Genomic DNA, 20,010 nt, shown 5'->3' with positions numbered 1-20,010 from the left:
CCGCACCGGACTGGAGGCACGGATGCAGTTGGGCACACGATGGAGCGTGGGTGGGCAGCCGCCTGCGCGACTCCCCGAAGCGATGGTCGTCGCCGTGCAGGGGGTCGAGGAGGAGCTCGCGGCCGAGTCCGTCGACACGTCGTCGTGGGGGTGGACGCTCACGTTCCTCGAGGGGAAGCCGATCGTCGAGCTCGACGACGGCACGTCGATCCACCTCGACCCCGCCGGCCACGCGCAGGTGACGAACCCGGACGACGCACCGGAAGAGGACTGAGCGCCGCGCCACGCGGTTCGCGTCCGCACAACCAAAGTCACCCCGAACCGCGGAAAACCGCGGCGCGGGGTGACTTCGGTTGTGCGCCGGCGACCAGCGCCGGAACGGCTACTTCGTGAGCCAGCCGAGCAGGACCTCGTTCACCTCGGCGGTGTGCGTCGTGAGGAGGCCGTGCGGGGCACCCTCGATCTCGACGTACTCCGCGTGCGGGAGAGCCTTGGTGAAGCGGCGGCCGGTGGCGTCGATCGGCAGGATGTTGTCCGACGTGCCGTGCACGATGAGCGCCGGGACGGTGACCTTCGGGATGTCCTCGCGGAAGTCGGTCGGCCAGGTGAGCGGCGCCGCGGCGGATGCGATCGAGCCCGAACCGGCTGCCACGTTCCACGCGTTCCGGACCTGCTCCTCCGAGATCCGCGAGCCGAGGTTCTCGTCGAGGTTGAAGAAGTCCTGGTAGAAGTTCGTGAAGTACGCGTAGCGGTCCTTCTTCATGTCGGCGGCGATGCCCTCGAAGAAGGACATCGGGCCGGCGCCGTCCGGGTTGTCGTCGGTGATCGCGAGGTACGGCTCGAGCGAGGCGAGGAACGCGACCTTGGCGATCCGCTCCTCTCCGTGGCGGGCGATGTAGCGGGCGATCTCACCGGTGCCCATCGAGAAGCCGACGAGGATGACGTCGCGCAGGTCGAGGGTCTCGAGGACGGTGTGCAGGTCGTCCGCGAAGGTGTCGTAGTCGTAGCCGGTCGACGGCTGCGAGGACTGGCCGAACCCCCGGCGGTCGTACGTGATCACGCGGTACCCGGCGTCGAGGAGCGGCGGGACCTGCCCCTCCCAGGAGTTGCCGTCGAGCGGGAAGCCGTGGATGAGGACGATCGGCTGGCCCGACCCCTTGTCCTCGTAGTGGAGCGCGATGTCGACGCTGTTCTCGGTTCCGACGGTGATGCTGCCCATGATGGTTCCCTTCCCCTGCACCTGACGGAGAACGGTCGCTCCCCGTTGATGTCCCCTACACTAGAGAACGATCGTTCCCCTTGCAACACGGGAACGGTGAACACGCAGGGAACGGGGTACGACATGGCTACGAGCACGGTCGAGGCGGACACCAGGGCGCACATCGTCGCGGTCGCCGACGAGCTCTTCTACGCGCGCGGCATCCAGTCGGTCGGGATGGACGAGATCCGCACCGGCGCCGGGGTGTCGCTCAAGAAGCTCTACGCGGCGTTCCCGGGCAAGGAGCAGCTCGTCGCAGCCGTGCTGACGGGACGGCACGAGTACTGGGAGCACGGCATCGAGCAAGCCGTCGCCGCCGCGGCCACGCCCCGCGACCGTCTGCTGGCGATGTACGACTTCCTCGAGCAGTGGTTCAGTGACGACACGTTCCGCGGCTGCGGGTTCATCAACGCGTTCGGCGAGCTCGGCTCGACCTCGCCGACGGTGGCCCGGATCGCCCGGGAGCACAAGGAGTCGTTCCAGGAGTACGTCGCCGGGCTCGCGGCCGAGGTCGTGCCGGACCGGGTCGCGGCCGAGGAACTCGCCGCCCAGCTGGCGCTCCTCGCCGAGGGCGCCCAGACCACCGCGGCGATCGCGGGCGACAGCGCGCCGGCGACGCACGCGCGCCGCGCCGCCGCGACCCTCATCGACGCGGCCACGCGCGCCTGACGCGCGACCACGGACCGGACGGGAGGCGCGGGGCGGGCCCGCACCGCGCCTCCAGTCCGTAGGGTGGCGGCATGGCAACCCCGTTCGACGAACCGAGCACCCTCCCCTACGCCCTCCCGCCGTTCACCGACGTCCGGCTCGAGCACTTCCGCCCCGCGTTCGACGCGGGCACGGCCGAGCAACAGGCGGAGGTCGAGGCGATCGCCACGAACCCGGACGCGCCGACCTTCGAGAACACGCTCGTGGCCCTGGAGCGCTCGGGGCAGCGACTGGCCCGCGTGAGCCACGTGTTCTTCACGCTGTCGTCGGCCGACTCGACGCCCGAGCTGCACGACCTCGAGGCCGAGATCTCGCCGCTCCTCGCCGCCCACACTGACGCGATCACCCTCGACGGCCGGCTCTACGCGCGGATCGACGCGGTCCGTGCGGGCCTCGACGACCGGACGGACCTCACCGACGAGGACCGCCGGCTCGTCGAGCGCACGCACACCGAGATGACGCTCGCCGGTGCCGGGCTGGACGACACGGGCAAGGAGCGCCTGACCGCGATCAACCAGGAACTCTCGACGCTGACCACGACGTTCGAGCGGAACCTGCTCGAGGACACGAACGACCTCGCCGTGCACGTCAGCTCCGAGGACGAACTCGCCGGACTCGACGACGGCGCGAAGTCCGCGGCAGCCGGCGCCGCAGCAGACCGCGGCCTCGACGGTTGGCTCATCACGCTGCCGCTCTACACCGGGCACCCGTGGCTCGGCTCGCTCACGGACCGGAGCCTGCGGCAGCGGATCATGGAGGCGTCACTCTCCCGCGGCCGCCGCGGCAACGAGCACGACAACCGCGAGGTCCTGCTCCGCATCGTCCGGCTCCGCGCCGAGCGCGCCGAGCTGCTCGGCTTCCCGAACCACGCAGCGGTCGTGACCGCCGACGAGACCGCGGGGACCCCCGAGGCCGTCGACGGGCTGCTCTCGTCGCTGGTCGGTGCCGCCGCCCGGAACGCCGACGACGAGCGCGAGGTCCGCGCCCGGGTCCTCGGGCACGAGGTCGAGGCGTGGGACTGGGCGTACGCGACCGAGCTCCTGCGCGGCGAGCAGTTCGCGGCGGACAGCTCGGCGCTCCGCCCGTACTTCGAGGCCGACCGGGTCCTGCACGACGGCGTCTTCCACGCGGCCGGCGAGCTGTACGGCCTCACCTTCACCGAACGTCCCGACCTGCACGGGTACAACGACGAGGTCCGGGTGTTCGAGGTGCGCGGGTCCGACGGCGAGGAGGTGGGCCTCTACCTGCTCGACCTGTACACGCGGGACGGCAAGCGCGGCGGGGCGTGGATGAACCCGGTCGTCGAGCAGTCCGCGCTGCTCGGCACGCTGCCCGTCGTCGTGAACAACCTCAACGTGGCGAAGCCCGCCGCTGGCTCCCCCACGCTCCTGATCCAGGACGAGGTCGAGACGCTCTTCCACGAGTTCGGACACGCCCTGCACGGTCTCATCGCGCGGACGACCTACCCCCGTTTCTCGGGCACGAACGTCGAGCGGGACTTCGTCGAGTTCCCGTCGCAGGTCAACGAGATGTGGGTGTCGTGGCCGTCCGTCCTGGCGAACTACGCCAAGCACCACGAGACCGGGGCGCCGCTGCCCCCGGAACTCGTCCTGGGGTTGAGCGAGTCCGAGGGGTTCAACGAGGGCTTCGCCACGACCGAGTACCTCGCGGCAGCGCTGCTCGACCAGGCGTGGCACCGACTCTCGGCTGACGCGGCCGCGGCGGTCACCGACGTCGAGGCGTTCGAGCGTCAGGCCCTGACGGACGCGGGCATCGCGGTCGAGGCAGTGCCACCGCGGTACTCGTCGACGTACTTCGCGCACACGTTCTCGGGCGGGTACGACGCCGGCTACTACGGGTACATCTGGTCCGAGGTGCTCGACGCCGGCACCGTGGAGTGGTTCCGCGACAACGGGGGCCTCTCGCGTGAGGCGGGCGCGCGGTTCGCGTCGCGGTTGCTCGGCGTCGGTGGGTCGAAGGATCCGCTCGAGGCGTACCGGGACTTCCGCGGGCGCGACGCCGAGGTCGGGCCGCTGCTGCGGCGCCGCGGGCTCGAGTAGCGCGGGGCGGGCGCGGGCCGCGGGCGCGGGCGGGCCGCGGCGCGAGTCGCCAGCGCACAACCAAAGTCACCTCGCACTACGGATCGCCGTGGTGCGAGGTGACTTTGGTTGTGCGGGCGCGCCCGCGCGGGCGCGCGTGCGCGCCGCTGCGCGGGCGCGCGGCGCGCACGCGCCGCAGCCCCGCACGCCGACGCCGGACCGGACCTCGCGGGCGGTCCGGCGTCGGCGTCGGCAGCGTCCGGCTACGCGGACTTCTCGATGCGCTTCGCGCGCGGCCGCGGCACGATCGTCGGCGCGGCGTTCTCGAGCACTGACTCGCGGGTGATCACCACGCGTGCCACGTCGTCGTCCGAGGGGACGTCGAACATCACCGGGCCGAGGACCTCTTCGAGGATGGCCCGCAGACCCCGAGCACCGGTCTGTCGGAGCACCGCGAGGTCCGCGATGGCCTCGAGCGCGCCCCGCTCGAACTCGAGCTCGACGCCGTCGATCTCGAACATCCGCTGGTACTGCTTCACGAGCGCGTTCTTCGGCTCCGTGAGGATCTGCATGAGCGCCGCCTGGTCGAGCTGCGACACCGTGGTCACGACGGACAGACGACCGATGAACTCCGGGATGAGCCCGAACTTGTGGAGGTCTTCCGGGAGCACGTCGGAGAACAGGTCCTGCTGGTCGAGCGGGCTGTGCAGCGGTGCACCGAACCCGATGCCGCGCTTGCCGACCCGCGAGGACACGATGTCCTCGAGCCCCGCGAACGCCCCCGCCACGATGAACAGCACGTTCGTCGTGTCGATCTGGATGAACTCCTGGTGCGGGTGCTTGCGACCACCCTGCGGTGGGACCGAGGCCGTCGTGCCCTCGAGGATCTTGAGCAGGGCCTGCTGCACGCCTTCACCCGAGACGTCGCGCGTGATCGACGGGTTCTCCGCCTTCCGCGCGATCTTGTCGACCTCGTCGATGTAGATGATGCCGGTCTCGGCGCGCTTGACGTCGTAGTCCGCGGCCTGGATGAGCTTGAGGAGGATGTTCTCGACGTCCTCGCCGACGTAGCCGGCCTCGGTCAGGGCGGTGGCGTCCGCGACGGCGAAGGGCACGTTGAGCCGCTTCGCGAGGGTCTGCGCGAGGTAGGTCTTGCCGCAGCCGGTCGGGCCGATCAGGAGGATGTTCGACTTCGCGATCTCGATGTCGTCGCGGTCCTCGGCAGCGGTGATCTGCCCCTGGGCGCGGATGCGCTTGTAGTGGTTGTAGACCGCCACCGCCAGCGCCCGCTTCGCCGGGTCCTGCCCGATCACGTACTCCTGCAGGAAGTCGAAGATCTCGCGGGGCTTCGGGAGCTCGAAGTCACCGCTCGCGGTGTCCTCGCCCGCCTCCGCCAGGCGCTCCTCGATGATCTCGTTGCAGAGCTCGACGCACTCGTCGCAGATGTAGACGCCGGGGCCCGCGATGAGCTGCTGGACCTGCTTCTGGCTCTTGCCGCAGAAGGAGCACTTGAGCAGGTCAGCGCTCTCTCCGATGCGTGCCATGTGCGTGCCCTCCCTCGGCCGTGCGACGACTCCGTCGGAACCGACGCCTGACGATCCACCCGGCGCTGATCCACCGGCTGTGTCCGAGCCTAACCGCAACCGGCGACAGCCACCGCGACGCCCGGCCGGTTTCGCCGTCCGCGTTCGCCCAGGGCGTTCGGTCCTGCTACCGTGTCCGAGTCTGCTCTACAACTTGTAGAAGTCCCGGAAGGATCCCCATGCCCAAGCGCGTCGCCGTCCTCGGTGCGGCCACCCTCGGCGTCACCGCCGCGATCGTCCTCGGCACGGCGGCCGCCGCCAGCGCCCACGTCGAGGCCACGGCGACCTCGACGGCCGCGAACTCGTACACGACCGCGACGTTCTCGGTGCCCCACGGCTGCGACGGCTCCCCCACGACGAAGCTCACCTTCCACGTCCCGGAGAGCATCATCGAGGTGACCCCGACCGTGAACCCGAACTGGACCATCACGAAGACCACCGAGCCCTACACGAGCGCCTCGGCCTCCGCCGACGACGAGTCCGCGGAGGACGCCGGCCAGCGTGTGTCGGCCATCACCTACACCGCGAAGACCCCGCTCCCCGCCGACGAGCGCGACACGTTCTCCCTGTCGTTCTCGCTGCCGGACGGCAAGGCGGGCGACCGCGTCGAGTTCCCCGTGACCCAGACCTGCGAGAAGGGCTCGGTCGAGTGGGACCAGCAGCAGCAGGACGGCAAGGCCGAGCCCGAGCACCCGGCACCGTCGGTCGTCCTGACCGCCGCGGTCGCCACGGAGCCGGACGGCGACCCGATCGAGACCACCCCGACGGCGTCGGCAGCGTCCGGCACGAGCAGTGACCCCGACCTCGTCGGGCGGTTCCTCGGGCTCGGCGGCCTCGTCCTCGGCGCCGCCGCCCTCGTCGTCGCGGTCGCCTCGACCCGTCGGCGGACGAGCAAGTGACCCCTCGGCTCCGGCACCCGGCCGCGCGTGCTCCGCGCGGCCGCTCGCGTGCTGCCGGGAGGCTCGTGGCCGCGGCCGCCACGGCCCTCACGATCGTGGGCGGTGCGGTCCTCGGCCTCGCCGCTCCGGCCAGCGCGCACAACTACATGATCGCCTCGACGCCGAAGGCGGACGGCACGCTCACGTCGCTGCCGAAGGCGTTCGAGATCACGACGAACGACAAGCTGCTCGACATCGGCGGGTCGAACGCGGGGTTCGCGTACCGGATCGTCGGCCCCGACGGCAAGTACTACGAGGACGGCTGCCTCGCGGTCGACGGCCCCTCGATGACCACGAAGGCCGCCCTCGGCGACTCCGGGAAGTACACCGTCGAGTGGCAGATCGTCTCCGCCGACGGCCACACGGTCTCGGACGAGTACACCTTCACCTGGAAGGCGCCCGCCGGGTTCACCGCAGCGACGGGGGCCGCGGAGCCCCCGACGTGTTCGACGGCCTCCGGCGGCTCCACCGAGGCGGCGACGAACGGCACGGCCTCGGGCGCGACCGACTCGGCCGGCACCGATGCCCTCTTCATCGCCGCGGGCGGCGTCGTCGTGGTCGGAGCCGTCGTCGCGGTGCTGCTCCTCCTCCGTCGGCGTCCGGCAGCGCCGTCGTCGTCGGACGAGGACGACCCCGACGCTCCCCGCGAGGACTGACACCCGCCTGCCGGAGCCGCACCGCGCCTCCAGTCCGCTCCTGCCCGAACCGCGCCGGACGCACGAAGGCCCCGCACCGGACGGTGCGGGGCCTTCGTGCTGCAGCGCTACTTGACGAGCGCCGGCAGGTTCTTGCGGCTCGTGAGGACCTGGTCGATCAGGCCGTACTCGAGCGCCTCTTCGGCGGACATGATCTTGTCGCGCTCGATGTCGTTGTTGACCTCGGCCGCCGTCTTGTTCGAGTGCTTCGACAGCGTCTCCTCGAGCCAGGTGCGCATGCGGAGGATCTCCGCCGCCTGGATCTCGATGTCGGACGCCTGGCCGCCACCCTGCTGGACCGCGGGCTGGTGGATGAGCACGCGGGCGTTCGGGAGCGCCAGACGCTTGCCGGGGGTACCGGCAGCGAGGAGCACCGACGCGGCCGAAGCGGCCTGCCCGAGGCAGACCGTCTGGATCTGCGGACGGATGTACTGCATCGTGTCGTAGATCGCCGTCATCGCGGTGAACGAGCCACCGGGCGAGTTGATGTACATGACGATGTCGCGGTCCGGGTCCATCGACTCGAGCACCAGCAGCTGCGCCATCACGTCGTCAGCCGACGCGTCGTCGACCTGGACGCCGAGGAACACGATGCGGTCCTCGAAGAGCTTCGCGTACGGGTCCTGCCGCTTGTAGCCGTAGGCCGTGCGCTCCTCGAAGCTCGGGAGGATGTAGCGGTCGGACGGAGCCGGGACGTTCTGTGCGCCACCGAGCATGGGGAGATGCATTCTCGTTTCCTTTTCTTCGGTGGTGGTCAGTTGGACTCGGGCTCGGCGGCCGGGGTCGGCGTCTCGCCGTCCGCGACGGTGCCACCGCCGCCGACGACCTCGCTCGAGGACGCACGGAGGTGGTCCACGAAGCCGTACTCGAGGGCCTCCTGCGCCGTGAACCAGTTGTCGCGGTCGTTGTCCTTGAGGATCTGCTCGATCGACTTGCCGGTCTGCTCCGCCGTGAGCTCGGCCATCCGCTGTTTCATGTCGAGGATGACCTTCGCCTGCGTCTGGATGTCGGCAGCGGTGCCGCCGAAGCCACCGGACGGCTGGTGCAGCAGCACGCGCGCGTTCGGGGTGATGTAGCGCTTGCCCGGGGTGCCCGACGAGAGCAGGAACTGCCCCATCGAGGCCGCGAGGCCGATGCCCACCGTGACGATGTCGTTCGGCACGAACTGCATCGTGTCGTAGATCGCCATGCCGGCGGTGATCGAGCCACCGGGCGAGTTGATGTAGAGGTAGATGTCCTTCTCAGGGTCCTCGGCCGCGAGCATCAGCAGCTTCGCTGCGATCTCGTTCGAGTTGTCGTCGCGGACCTCGGAGCCGAGCCACACGATCCGGTCTCTCAGAAGGCGGTCAAAAACACTGGGGTTCAGTGTCGCTTCGGCCATGGAAAAGCTCCCGTTCAGTTGTCGCTTGATGTCGAACTTATCGGGTGCAACGCACCACTTCGCGTGTGTTCGCTCTGGGCGGTCGGATCGTGCCCACAACGGACGGGAGGCGCGGTGCCAGCTGGCACCGCGCCTCCCGTTCGGAGGGTGGAGACGCTTACTCAGCGTCCTCCGCCGGGGTCTGCGCGACACCCGCCGTGAAGGCGGAGAGGTCGACGTCGCCGCCGTTGGAGTCCTTGACGGTCACCTTGGAGAGGACGGTCGCGACGGCCTTCGAGCGGGCCACCTCGCCGACCATGCCCGGGATCTGCCCGTTCTGGTCGATGACGCGGATGAACTCGGCCGGCTCCATGCCGTACTGCGCAGCGGCCTGGATGAGGTACTGCGTGAGCTCCTCCTGCGAGACCTGGATCTCTTCCTTCTCGGCGATCGCGTCGAGGAGGATCTGCGAGCGGAAGGCCTTCTCGCTGGACTCGGCAACCTCCTTGCGGTGCTCGTCGTCCTCGAGGCGGTTCTCCTGCTCGAGGTGACGGTGCACCTCGTCCTCGATGAGCTTCTCCGAGATCGGGATGTTGACGTCCTCGATGAGCTTCTCGACGAGCTTGTCGCGGGCCGCGGCGCCCTGGCCGAAGCTCTTCGACTTCGCGATCTGCTCCTTGAGGTCCGCCTTGAGCTCGTCGATCGTGTCGAACTGGCTCGCGATCTGGGCGAACTCGTCGTCGGCGTCGGGGAGCTCGCGCTCCTTGACGGCGGTGACGGTGACGGCGATCTGCGCGGTCTCGCCCTCGCGGTCGCCACCGACGAGCGTCGACTCGAAGGTCGTCGACTCACCGGCGGTGAGGGACTCGAGCGCCTCGTCGATGCCCTCGAGCAGGTCGCCCGAGCCGATCTCGTAGGAGACGCCGGTGGCCGAGTCGACCTCGTCGTCGCCGATCGTGGCGGTGAGGTCGATCTGGGCGAAGTCGCCCTTGGTCGCCGGACGGTCGACCGTGACGAGCGTGCCGAAGCGGGTGCGCAGGTTCTGCAGCTCCTCCTCGATCTCCTCGTCGGTGACGTCCACGGCGTCGACCGTGAGCTCGTAGCTCGAGTAGTCCGGGAGGTCGAACTCGGGGCGCACGTCCACCTCGAAGGTGAGGACGAGGTCGCCCGTGAAGTCCTTCACGTTCGGGAGCTCGGCGACGTCGGCCTCGGCACGGCCGAGGATGCGCAGCTCCTGCTCCTCCACCGCCTGGCGGTAGAAGTTGTCGATCGCGTCGCCGACGGCGTGGTTCAGGACCTCGCCACGGCCGACACGCTGGTCGACGATCGCCGGCGGGACCTTGCCCTTGCGGAAGCCCGGGATGTTGATCTGCTCGGCGATGTGCTTGTACGCGTGGTCGATGCTCGGCTTGAGGTCTTCCGGCGTCACGTTCACGGTGAGCTTGACGCGGGTGTCGCTCAGCTTGTCGACGGTGCTGGTGGCCAAGGGATGTACTCCTGTTGGTTGACGTTCTTGTGGACCTGGTCGGGGCGACAGGATTTGAACCTGCGACCTCCCGCTCCCAAAGCGGGCGCTCTACCAAGCTGAGCTACGCCCCGTTTGACTGGGCCAGGGGTGGCCACGCACGCCGGGAGGGCGCATGCGACCCCGATGAGTGTAGCGGTCTGCGGGCGCGCGGTTCCCGGGAGCTGTGGAGCGTCGTGGATCCGTGTTGCCCGGCGCGCCCCTGTGGAGGGATCAGTCCTCGTCGGCACGACGCCGGAGGTCCCGCCGCCACCGGACGCCGACGGCGATCTGCACCGCTGCCGCCGCGAGCACGAGGACGATGCCGAGCACGATCCGCCAGACGTGCAGGAGCGCGTGTGCGGGTTGGGTCTGCGGGTCGCCGAACAGTGCCGGGCGGAGCGAGAACACGACCGCGGCGAGGACGACCAGCACGTACGAGACGACGCGGGACCACCGGATGCGGCGGGCGTCCCGGTCGCTCGGCGGGAGCGTCACGAGGGGTGGCATGTCGGTCGCTGTTCGTCCGCTACGATGATGGGGCTGCGACACGTGCGCGGCCGCGGGGATGTAGCTCAATGGTAGAGCCCCAGTCTTCCAAACTGGCTACGCGGGTTCGATTCCCGTCATCCCCTCCACGTCCAACAGACGCTCCCTCGCCGATCACGGCGGCGCCGATGCCGCGCCTCAGGCGTCGCCGAAGGTGAGCGTCACGTGCGGCACGTCCCCGAGCTCCACGCCCGCACGCCGCCGCTCCGCCGCACGCAACGGCACGAGGTACCCGGCGTCCTTCGGGAAGAGCGACGTCGTCCAGGTCACGGTCCCGATCCGCACCCGCGCGGGGACCACACCCCACCCGTACGTCAGCATCGGCGCGAGTTCGTGGACGCTCTCGGCCGCGTCGGGCGGCACGACGGCGTAGAAGAACGGCGCCGGACCGCGCCACTCGATGACCTCGCCGTCGAACTCGACCTCCACGCGGCGATCGTACGACGTCGGGCGAGCCGATCCACGGATCCGGAGGTGACGGTTTCGGTGCGCGTACCCCGAGGATCGTGCACCGGATCTGCCACGGACGGAACCGATGTCACGGTCCGACGCGAGTGGCGGGACGGACGCACCCCGCGCCTCCAGGCCGGAGCCGGAGCCGCGGGGCGCACGAGGCGAGCCGCCAGAGCGACGCGCGTCAGTGGTACGACGCGGCCTGCCCGTAGAGGACCTGCGTGAGCGACGACACGTACGGCGAGACGTCCCCGTCCGGCAGGTTGTACGTCATGAAGACGCCGTAGCCGTCGGCCTTGGTGCGCTGCGCCAGCGACACCGCCGTCGACTGGGACGTGTTCTGGATGTCGACCGCGGCCGCCGACAGCCGGTCCTTGCCGAGTCCCGGGATCGACGGCGCCGAGTACGTGCCGTAGTACGGGTTCCAGGCGTAGTCGAGCTGCGAGCCGATCGCCGAGCTCGACGACGCCAGGGCCGAGGACGCCGGGCCGATGTCGTAGAACGAGATGGTCTTGCCGGGCATGTCGGCACGGAGGGCGCTGATGAGCCATCCGATCGACTGCTGGTTCGGCTGCGGGGTGCCGTTCGTGCCGTAGTCGGAGTACTCGTCGTCGAGGTCGACGCCGTCGAGCCCGTACTCCGCCACGGTGGCGGAGACCTGGGCGGCGAAGTCCTCCGCGGCGGCCTGCGTCGGGAAGTTCGCGATGCCGGCGCCCTGGTGGTTGCCGAGGATCGACAGCGACACCTTGATGCCCTTCGCCTGCAGCGGCCGGATCTGGGTCGCGGCGTCGTCGAGGGTGCGCTGCACGTTCTCGTTGTTGTACAGGACGGCCTTCGTCCCGTCCCAGTTGATGTTCGCGGCGAAGATGATCGCCACGTCGAACGCGTTGGCGCCGTTCGCGAGCGTGTAGCGGCCGACGTTCGACAGCTGGTCGTTGTTGACCTCGACGTAGGCGATGCTCGTCGGCCCGGACTTCGTCGGGGTGGCGTGCGGCTGCGCGCCGTGGCCGACGCCGTGGTGCGCGCCGACCCCGTGGGCGAGCCCGGTGGGCGACGGCGCCGCCGAGGCGGCGGACGGCACGAGTGGTGCCGCGACCATCGCGGCGATGGCCGCGACGATCCCGAACTTCGTGGACTTCTTCATGGCACTCCTCTTCGAGTGATGAACCGGCCGACGGACGCCGACCGGGGACCGCCGCCGGGGCACTCGAAGCCCCGGCGGCGGGGTCTCAGACGGCCGTCCGCGCGAAGCGGAAGGTCCGGACCTCGTAGGCGTCGACCGGGAACGCCGCGACGCCGTCGGTGACCGAGGCCGCGCCGGGGAGCCCCGCGTCGGGCTCCTCGAGCAACGTGACCTCGACCGGCCCCGACCACCCGCCGTCGACCGCGATGCCGCCGGTCCCCCGACGTCCGGACGGCTCGTACACGCGGACGACCAGGTCGCCCGAGCGGTCGTCCGCGAGCTTCACGCTCGACAGCACGACGTCGCCGGACACCTGCACGAGCGGCTCGAACCCGTGCGCTCCCGTGATCCGCCGCACCGACGCGTTCATGACCACGCCGGCCTCGGTGGCCCCGAGCTGGTCCGTCCCGATGACGAGGCCGTACCGGTGCGTCTGGGTGCCCTGGTCGGTCTCCGGGTCCGGGAACCGCGGCGCGCGCAGCAACGACAGCCGGACGGTGGTGGTCACGTGCCCGTCGACGGCGTCGCGGGTGGTGTCGAACCCGTGGATCGAGTCGTTCACGAGCGCCACCCCGAACCCGGGCTCCTCGACGAGGACGAACCGGTGCATCGAGGTCTCGAACTTCGCGGCCTCCCACGAGGTGTTCGTGTGCGTCACCCGCTTCTGCGCGCCGAACTGCGTCTCGGCGACGGTGTGCTCGGCGCGGACGTCGAGCGGGAACGCCACCTTGAGGAACTTCTCGGTCTCGTGCCAGTCCGTCACCTGGTCGAACTCGAGGGTGCGGGACCCGGGTGCGAGGACGATCTCCTGCGTCACGGTCGAGTCACCGAACGCACGCACGACCACCACGCGTGCGACTCCCCTGTCGTCGACCGATGCGTCGAGCGAGGACACCTGGACGAGGTCCTCGACGCGGTTGCGGTAGTACCGGTCGACGTCCCACGCGTCCCACATGTTCGGGAAGTCCTGGTGCAGCTGCAGCAGGTTCGCGACCTGCTCGGGGGCGACCGCCTCGCGGCCGGACGTGAGGTCGACCGCGCTCGTCACGAGTCCGCGGCCGTCGACGACCACGCGGACGAGGTCGTTGGTCAGGACGTACCCACCGTCCCGCTCCGCCAGGGACACGGCGGTCGCCGCCGGCACGTCCGTCGCCACGACCGCGCCCTGCGCGGGTGCTCCGGCCTGGAGGAACGGGGCCGGGTTCACGACGACCGTCGTGTCGCCGGCTCCGGCCAGCGCCGACAGGGCGTCCGCGATGACCGCCTCGAGCCGTGCCGCCGTCTCGGCGTACTTCGCGACCGCTTCGCGGTGCACCCACGCGATCGAGGTCCCCGGCAGGATGTCGTGGAACTGCTGCAGGAGCACCTGCTGCCACAGCGCGTCGAGCTCGTCGTACGGGTAGGCGAACCCCGTGCGTGCGGCGGCGGTCGTGGCCCACAGCTCGGCCTCGATCAGCAGCTGTTCGCACCGGCGGTTGCCCTGCTTGGTCTGGTGCTGGCTCGTGAGCGTGGCCCGGTGCAGCTCGAGGTACAGCTCCCCCACCCACACCGGCGGGTTCGGCAGCTCGGACTTCGCGCGGTCGAAGAACGTGTCCGGGTGCTCCCAGCGGACCTTGGCGCTGCCTTCGAGGTCGGCGAGCCGGGCGGCCGTGCCGGTCATCTCCCGGGTCGTGCCACCGCCGCCGTCGCCCCAGCCGACGGGCGCGATCGACCCCGTGGCGATCCGGTTCTCCCGGAACTGGCTCGCGGCCTTCGCGACCTCCTCGCCGCTGAGCCGCGAGTTGTAGGTGTCCATCGACGGGAAGTGCGAGAACACCCGCGAGCCGTCGATGCCCTCCCAGAGGAACGTGTGGTGTGGGAACTTGTTGACCTGGTTCCACGAGATCTTCTGCGTGAAGAACCACTCGAAGCCCGCACGCCGCATGAGCTGCGGCAGCGCCGGCGAGTACCCGAAGCTGTCCGGCAGCCAGACCCCCTTCGGCCGGATGCCGAACTCGCGCTCGAAGAACCGCTGGCCCTGTGAGAACTGCCGCACGATGCTCTCACCCGTGGGCATCACCGTGTCGGACTCGACCCACATGCCGCCGAGCGGCAGGAACCGACCGGCCTCGACGGCGGCCTGCACCCGGGCGTAGACCTCGGGCCGGTGCTCCTTGATCCACGCGTACTGCTGCGCGCTGGACATGCCGTAGAGGAAGTCGTCGGTCTGGTCGATGAGCTCGGTCATCGTCGAGGTGGTGCGGGCGACCTTGCGGATCGTCTCGCGGACCGGCCAGAGCCAGGCGGAGTCGATGTGGGCGTGCCCGATCGCCGAGATGGTGTGCGCCGACGCGTCCGCGGGTGCGGCGAGGACAGCAGCGAGCGCCGCGCGGGCGTCCGGGGCCGTGGCGGCGACGTGCTGCAGGTCGAGTCGGTCGAGCGCATCGTCGAGCGCCTGCAGGATCCGCATGCGGCGGGGCCCCTCCGGCAGCTGCGCCTGGAGTTCGAGGAGGACCTCGAGGTCGAGTGCGAGCTCGTGCACCTCGGACTCGAAGACGGCGAGGTCCATCCGGCGCGAGGTGTAGAGGCGCTTCGGCGAGGACGTCTCGATGTCGCCCTCGTGCGTGACGAGGAAGGGGTGGTAGTCGAGCAGCACCGGGTTCGACGCGGCCTCGACGAAGAGCTCGACGGTCTCGCCGCCGACCGCTTCCTCGGTGACGAGCACCCACTGGTTCCGGGGGTTGATCGACTTCACCGGGGTGCCGTCGGACAGGTACACGAGTCCCTCGCACTGGAAGCCCGGCATGTTCTTGTCGAACCCGAGGTCGATCACGGCCTCGACGCGGCGTCCGGCCCACTCGGTCGGCACGGTCCCGGTCAGCCGGAACCAGGTCGTGCCCCATGCGGCACCCCAGGTCGTGCCGACCTCGTACGGCTCGAACTCGAGCGCGAGCCCGGACGCCGGCGGGATCGGCTCCCCGGGGAGCTCGTGCCAGGCGGTGTCGAGCGGCGTGGCCGTGGCGTGCACCGCGGGCAGGATCCGCTCGTCGAGGACCCGTCGGGCGCGTCCGGTGGTGAGGGGGATGTCGTCGTGCATGGGGTCCTTCCGGGAGGGAGGGTCGGCGTCGCTGCCGGCAGCGGGGCTGGTGGGTGGTTCGGTCAGGGCATGGTGGCGGGGTGCGCGACGGTCAGGGCATGGTGGCAGGGTGCGCGACGGTCAGGCTGGTGCCGTCCAGGTCGCCCGGCACCTCCACGATCCTCGCGATGCCCCGGGCGCCGCGCAGTGCCCCGTCGGCGAGTCGTGATCGGAGCACGACCTGCGGGCCCCGCCCGTCCGCCGCGGACTCGGCGAGCGCGAGCCAGGCGGCAGCGAAGCGACCACCGGGTGCGCAGTCCGCGCGGGTGCCGTGACGCGGGGTCCCGTCGGGCAGCACGTCGTCGAGCACGAGCGCGGTCGACGGGGGCGCCGTCGGCGTCGGGGCCCCGGCGCGGGCGAGCGCCGCGAAGGCCTCACCCGCGGGCTTGAGCGCGCCGTCGTTGGTGAACAGGCCGAGGTCGTACTCGAGCTCCGGGAAGTCCGCGAGGGACCGGGAGACGTCGTGGGAGCACCACCAGGTGACGCCGAGGACGTCCTGGGCGCCGGCGACGTGCCGGATGGTCTGCTCCGTGAACGACGCGGCGTCCGACCGCGGCACGACGTTCGTCGGGGCGCCGACCTCCTGCAGCCAGTTCGGCCGCCCGGGCTCGCGGTTCCAGGCCGCCGCGAGCTGGACGAGGTACTCGCCGTGCCGCACCGACCCCGCGCCGAGCGGCCCGTGGAGCGCCGCGGTGCCGTTGAACACCCACGAGTGCGTGATGGTGGCGTCACCGTGGTCCGCCGCGTGCTCGGGTCCGAAGGGCTGCGCGTCGTCGTACCAGGCCGCGTCGTACTGCGCGACGGTGACCAGCGGGGCGGAGCCGCGCCGCGCCTCCAGGCCGGATGCGCCGGGCCCGCCGGACAGGCCCCGCCGGGCGGCCGCGACCATCGCCGCCGCCCACGCGTGCCCCTGCTCCGCGGTGATGTCGTGCGGGGCGGGGTGCGGCGCGTGCGCGAACTGGTTGACCTCGTTGCCGATCGAGATGCCGAGCAGGTTCGGCCGGTCCGCGACGGCGGCGGCGAGTGCCTCCACGTAGGCGGCGGTGGACGCGACGACCTCGGGGTCGGTGAACATGTTGCGACGGTGCCAGCTGTCGAGCCACGACGGGACGAAGTCGAAGCTGGACAGGTGCCCCTGCAGCGCGTCGACGTTCACGTCGAGGCCGAACGACCCGGCGATGTCGACCACCGTCGCGACGTCCCGCAGCGCCTGCGGCCGGATGAGCGTCCGGTTCGGCTGCACGACCGGCCACAGCGGGAAGATCCGCACGTGGTCGGCGCCGAGCGAGGCGATCGCCTCGAGGTCGCGGGCGGTGTCGGACGCCGAGAAGTCGAGCCAGGAGTGGAACCAGCCGACGGCCGGCGTGTAGTTGACCCCGAAGCGCATCAGCCCTTCACTCCGCCCTCTTCGACGCCCTTGAAGAAGAAGCGCTGCAGGACGGCGAAGATCACGGCGATCGGGATGAACGCGATCATGGTCCCGGCGGCGATCATCCGCTGGTCGGTGGCGAACGTGCCCTGCAGGTACTGCAGCCCGACGGTGAGGGTGAGGTTCTCGGGCGACTGCAGCACGATGAGCGGCCACAGGAAGTCGTCCCACGCCCCGATGAACGAGAAGATCGCGATGACCGCGATGGTGCCCTGCACCGCGGGGAGCGAGATGTACCGGAGGCGCTGCATCGCGTTCGCGCCGTCCATGACCGCGGCCTGGTCGATCTCCTCGGGGATCTGCCGGAACGCGTTGAACATGAGCAGGACGTTGAGCGCCGCGATCATGCCGGGCAGCGCGACGCCGACGAGGTTGTCGGCGAGCCCGAGGTCCTTCACGGTGACGAACTGGCTGATGATCGTGGCCTCCCCCGGCAGCACCAGGGTGGCGAGGAACAGCCCGAGCACGACCTTGCGGAAGCGCCACTGCAGGCGGGCCAGGGCGAACCCGGCGAGCGTCGCGAACACGATGTTCCCGAACACGTCGATCGCGGCGACGAGCAGCGAGTTGCCGATGTACCGCCAGACCGGGATCGCCGCTGCCACCTTGAGGTAGTTCTCGATGGTCGGCTCGGAGGGGATGAACGACGGGTTCGCGGTGTAGATGTCCTCGCCGGCGCCCTTGAGCGACGTCGAGAACTGCCACAGGAACGGGCCGATCGTGATGAAGAGGACCACGACGAGCAGGACGTAGCGGACCACCTTCTCCCGGGTCGACATCACGCCCCAGACGACGCGGCGCCGTCGACGGCCGTCGCCGTCACGTCCGTCGCGTGCGTTCGGCCTGGAGGCGCGGTGCGCGTCCGTCGCGCCGGTCACGTCCGGCGCGGGGGCGGCCGCGCCGGCGGCGCCCCCGATCACCGGCTCGGTGGTGTTGGTCGTGTTGGTCACTTGTCGGCCTTGCTGTTCATGCGGGCGAGGGCGAGCATCGGGACGAGCGTCACGACGAAGAGCAGGAGGCTCAGGGCGGACGCGTAGCCGAGGTTGCCGGTGAAGCCGCGGGCGTACTGCTGGATGAGCATGACGAGCGAGTTGTCCTGCCCGCCCGGCCCGCCGGTGCCGTTGGTGAGGATGTAGAGCTCGCTGAACACCCGGAGCGCGCTGACGCACACGAGGATGCCGACGAGGGTCATCGTCCCGCGGACGCCCGGGATCGTGACCGACCAGAACCGCCGCACGGCACCGGCGCCGTCGAGCGCGGCGGCTTCGTGGAGGTCCTTGCCGACGTTCCCGAGGGCGGCGAGGAAGATGATCATGTAGTACCCGAGGCCCTTCCAGACCGTCAGGCTGATCGCGCTGACGAGCAGCAGCCACCGATCGGTGAGGAACGGGATGCCCGCACCGCCGAGCGCCTTCACGATCTCGTTGACCACCCCGCGGTCGTCGAGGATCCAGTTCCAGATGAGGCCGACGACCACCGCGGAGGCGATGACCGGCGTGTAGTACGCGGTCCGGAAGAACGCGATGCCGGGGAGCTTCTGCTGCACGAGGACCGCGATGAGCAGGGGCAGCACGGTCAGCAGCGGCAGGCAGATCGCCATGTAGATGACGCTGTTGAGCAGCGCTTCCCACACCTGCGGATCAGCGAGGAGGGTCTGGAAGTTCCTGACGCCCACCCACTGGCTCACGCCCCCGAGGGGGCTGGCGTTCGTGAACGACAGCCGGACGGTGTTGATCGACGGCCAGAGGCTGAACGCGAGCAGCCAGACGAGGGCCGGCAGGACGAGCAGCCAGGGCGTGAACCAGCGGTTGGCGCGCATCAGCCGTTGGCCAGGAGCGAGTTCATCTTCGTCTGCGCCGTCTGGAGCGCCTGCTCCGGCGAGACCTGGCCCTTCATGGCGAGGGCGATCTGCTGGTCGAGGAAGTCCGTCATCGCGGAGTTCGCCTCGACCGGGTTGAGGACCTTCGCCTGCTTGAGTGCCTCGTTCGCGAGCACGCGGGCCTTGCCGTTCACGGTGCCGTCGTCCTTCGAGAAGTACGGGTCGGACTGCGACGACGTGGTCGACGGGAAGATGTTGACCAGGTGCGCGAAGGCCTCCTGGTTCTTGGCGTTCGTCATGTACTGGGCGAAGGCCTCGGCCGTGGCGAGGTGCTTCGACTTGCTCGACACGGACAGGCCCTGCACGTAGAGCGGCGGCGTGTCGAGCGCCGGGCTCACGATGACGTTGCCCTTGAGAGACGGGTTGTTCTTCACCATGTCGGACAGTGCCGTGGCGCCACCGGTGGTCCAGGCGACCTTCTGCTGCGTGAAGAGTGTCGAGTTGCCAAGGTAGTCGCTGTTCAGCACGTTCGAGGGCATGTAGCCGTCCTGGTACGCCTCCTTGTAGCGGCCGATGAGGTCGGCGGCCTTCGAGGAGCCGGCGAAGGTGAACTTCGTGCCGTCGCTGCCCAGCACCTTGACGCCGGCGAGGGTGAAGTCACCGAGGCCGGGCTTGCGGCTCATCAGGTAGTCGTCGGGGCACTTGTCGTGCATCGTCTTCGCCTGCGTGAAGAGGTCGTCCGTGGTCTTCGGCGGGTTGTCCGCGTCGAGGCCGCACTTGTCGAACATGGACTTGTTCCAGTAGTCGACGTCGGTGTTGAGGTACCAGGGGTACCCGTACGTGCCGTCGAGGCCCTTGTACTCGTACGAGTCGAGCGCACCGGAGACGTAGGTGCTCGCGAGCTTCGGGTCGTCCTTCGACACGTCCTGGAGGAACCCGCGCTTCGCGAGCGGCAGGGCGATGTCCGGCGGGAGGTTGATGACGTCCGGCAGCGTGTTCGACGACGCCTGGCTCAGCACCTTGTCCGCGTAGCCGTCGCCGGGCTGGTCCTGGAGCTTGACCTTCGCGTCGGGGTGCTCCTGCTCGAAGCCCTTGATCACGCCGTCGAGGTAGTCCGTGTAGGTCGGCGTGAGCGCCCAGGTCTGGAGCGTGATGGTGCCGTCGATCTTCCCGCTGCCCGCGCTCGCCGCACCGCTGCCGCTCGAGCAGCCGGTCAGGACGAGTGCTGCGGCGGCCGCGGTCGCGAGCAGGCCGAGGCCGGTGCTCCGCGTTCGTGTCGTGGTCCTCATGGGGTGTGACTCCTTCGTCATCGTGCTCAAACGGTTCAGTTCCTGTCGCCGAACCACCGCGTGGCAGCGACGATACACGACTAAAACG

18 protein-coding genes and 2 tRNA genes are annotated in these 20,010 nt (G+C 70.1%); 6 read left to right on the top strand and 14 right to left on the bottom strand.

The genetic code is table 11. The features are described from left to right. Nucleotides 1–46 precede the first annotated feature (46 nt). Entirely contained in the window at nt 47–274 is a 228-nt protein-coding gene (locus IEY20_RS14935; RefSeq protein ID WP_229728086.1) for a hypothetical protein, read from the top strand. A 108-nt stretch (nt 275–382) separates the two neighbouring features. Here IEY20_RS14935 and IEY20_RS14930 read toward each other — a convergent pair whose 3' ends face one another. Beyond that, on the bottom strand, nt 383–1,219 hold the full coding sequence (locus IEY20_RS14930; protein WP_175327858.1) for an alpha/beta fold hydrolase: 837 nt from the start codon (nt 1,217–1,219) through the stop codon (nt 383–385). Between the two features lie 123 nt (nt 1,220–1,342). Here IEY20_RS14930 and IEY20_RS14925 point away from each other — a divergent pair, with 123 nt between their 5' ends. Both IEY20_RS14925 and IEY20_RS14920 read left to right on the top strand, forming a co-directional pair. Further along, on the top strand, nt 1,343–1,927 hold the full coding sequence (locus IEY20_RS14925) for a TetR/AcrR family transcriptional regulator (protein ID WP_175327857.1): 585 nt from the start codon (nt 1,343–1,345) through the stop codon (nt 1,925–1,927). A 71-nt stretch (nt 1,928–1,998) separates the two neighbouring features. After that, a complete protein-coding gene (locus tag IEY20_RS14920; RefSeq protein ID WP_188889275.1) occupies nt 1,999–4,026 on the top strand; it encodes a M3 family metallopeptidase in 2,028 nt (675 codons plus the stop codon). 242 nt (nt 4,027–4,268) lie between these two features. Here the strand turns inward: IEY20_RS14920 and clpX are convergent, their stop codons facing one another. Further along, nucleotides 4,269–5,549, bottom strand: a complete 1,281-nt coding sequence (gene clpX, locus IEY20_RS14915; RefSeq protein ID WP_175327426.1) for an ATP-dependent Clp protease ATP-binding subunit ClpX — start codon at nt 5,547–5,549, stop codon at nt 4,269–4,271. 218 nt (nt 5,550–5,767) lie between these two features. Between clpX and IEY20_RS14910 the strand changes: the two genes are divergently transcribed. Together IEY20_RS14910 and IEY20_RS14905 are read left to right on the top strand one after the other, a co-directional pair. After that, the gene (locus tag IEY20_RS14910) at nt 5,768–6,487 is read left to right on the top strand and encodes a YcnI family copper-binding membrane protein (RefSeq protein ID WP_175327427.1); all 720 of its coding nucleotides are present in this window, start codon (nt 5,768–5,770) and stop codon (nt 6,485–6,487) included. Beyond that, nucleotides 6,484–7,182 (top strand): copper resistance CopC family protein, encoded by a 699-nt coding sequence (locus IEY20_RS14905; RefSeq protein WP_175327428.1) that lies wholly within the window; start codon nt 6,484–6,486, stop codon nt 7,180–7,182. Before IEY20_RS14910 ends, IEY20_RS14905 begins: the two co-directional genes overlap by 4 nt. Nucleotides 7,183–7,289: 107 nt before the next feature. On the opposite strand, the gene IEY20_RS14900 is transcribed toward IEY20_RS14905, so the two are convergent. The 5 genes from IEY20_RS14900 to IEY20_RS14880 form a co-directional block, all read right to left on the bottom strand. Further along, the gene (locus IEY20_RS14900) at nt 7,290–7,949 is read right to left on the bottom strand and encodes an ATP-dependent Clp protease proteolytic subunit (RefSeq protein WP_175327429.1); all 660 of its coding nucleotides are present in this window, start codon (nt 7,947–7,949) and stop codon (nt 7,290–7,292) included. Between the two features lie 26 nt (nt 7,950–7,975). Beyond that, nucleotides 7,976–8,602 (bottom strand): ATP-dependent Clp protease proteolytic subunit, encoded by a 627-nt coding sequence (locus IEY20_RS14895; protein ID WP_022902372.1) that lies wholly within the window; start codon nt 8,600–8,602, stop codon nt 7,976–7,978. A 157-nt stretch (nt 8,603–8,759) separates the two neighbouring features. Beyond that, nucleotides 8,760–10,067 (bottom strand): trigger factor, encoded by a 1,308-nt coding sequence (gene tig / locus IEY20_RS14890; protein WP_175327430.1) that lies wholly within the window; start codon nt 10,065–10,067, stop codon nt 8,760–8,762. 36 nt (nt 10,068–10,103) lie between these two features. Continuing rightward, nucleotides 10,104–10,180: transfer RNA gene (locus tag IEY20_RS14885), tRNA-Pro, on the bottom strand. Between the two features lie 139 nt (nt 10,181–10,319). Beyond that, entirely contained in the window at nt 10,320–10,595 is a 276-nt protein-coding gene (locus tag IEY20_RS14880; RefSeq protein ID WP_175327431.1) for a hypothetical protein, read from the bottom strand. 54 nt (nt 10,596–10,649) lie between these two features. Between IEY20_RS14880 and IEY20_RS14875 the strand changes: the two genes are divergently transcribed. Then, nucleotides 10,650–10,723: transfer RNA gene (locus IEY20_RS14875), tRNA-Gly, on the top strand. 49 nt (nt 10,724–10,772) lie between these two features. Here the strand turns inward: IEY20_RS14875 and IEY20_RS14870 are convergent. From IEY20_RS14870 to IEY20_RS14840, 7 genes are all read right to left on the bottom strand, one after another. Further along, nucleotides 10,773–11,063, bottom strand: a complete 291-nt coding sequence (locus IEY20_RS14870) for a DUF1905 domain-containing protein (RefSeq protein ID WP_175327432.1) — start codon at nt 11,061–11,063, stop codon at nt 10,773–10,775. A 208-nt stretch (nt 11,064–11,271) separates the two neighbouring features. Continuing rightward, nucleotides 11,272–12,231, bottom strand: coding sequence for an endo-beta-N-acetylglucosaminidase H (locus IEY20_RS14865; protein WP_175327433.1), 960 nt, complete (start codon nt 12,229–12,231; stop codon nt 11,272–11,274). 85 nt (nt 12,232–12,316) lie between these two features. Then, on the bottom strand, nt 12,317–15,346 hold the full coding sequence (locus tag IEY20_RS14860; protein WP_175327434.1) for an alpha-mannosidase: 3,030 nt from the start codon (nt 15,344–15,346) through the stop codon (nt 12,317–12,319). Between the two features lie 91 nt (nt 15,347–15,437). Continuing rightward, nucleotides 15,438–16,772, bottom strand: a complete 1,335-nt coding sequence (locus IEY20_RS14855) for a glycoside hydrolase 5 family protein (protein ID WP_175327435.1) — start codon at nt 16,770–16,772, stop codon at nt 15,438–15,440. Further along, nucleotides 16,772–17,764, bottom strand: coding sequence for a carbohydrate ABC transporter permease (locus IEY20_RS14850; protein WP_204620488.1), 993 nt, complete (start codon nt 17,762–17,764; stop codon nt 16,772–16,774). Before IEY20_RS14850 ends, IEY20_RS14855 begins: the two co-directional genes overlap by 1 nt. Beyond that, on the bottom strand, nt 17,761–18,633 hold the full coding sequence (locus IEY20_RS14845) for a carbohydrate ABC transporter permease (RefSeq protein WP_175327436.1): 873 nt from the start codon (nt 18,631–18,633) through the stop codon (nt 17,761–17,763). The genes IEY20_RS14850 and IEY20_RS14845 overlap by 4 nt, the downstream gene beginning before the upstream one ends. After that, nucleotides 18,633–19,922: an ABC transporter substrate-binding protein gene (locus IEY20_RS14840; RefSeq protein ID WP_175327437.1), complete on the bottom strand. Its 1,290-nt coding sequence runs from the start codon at nt 19,920–19,922 to the stop codon at nt 18,633–18,635. Before IEY20_RS14840 ends, IEY20_RS14845 begins: the two co-directional genes overlap by 1 nt. Nucleotides 19,923–20,010 lie beyond the last annotated feature (88 nt).

The organism is Curtobacterium luteum (assembly GCF_014646995.1).
GTDB classification, from domain to species: Bacteria; Actinomycetota; Actinomycetes; order Actinomycetales; family Microbacteriaceae; genus Curtobacterium; species Curtobacterium luteum.
Note: the sequence above shows the minus strand (reverse complement) of the source record. Positions and strands in the feature narration are given on the sequence as shown.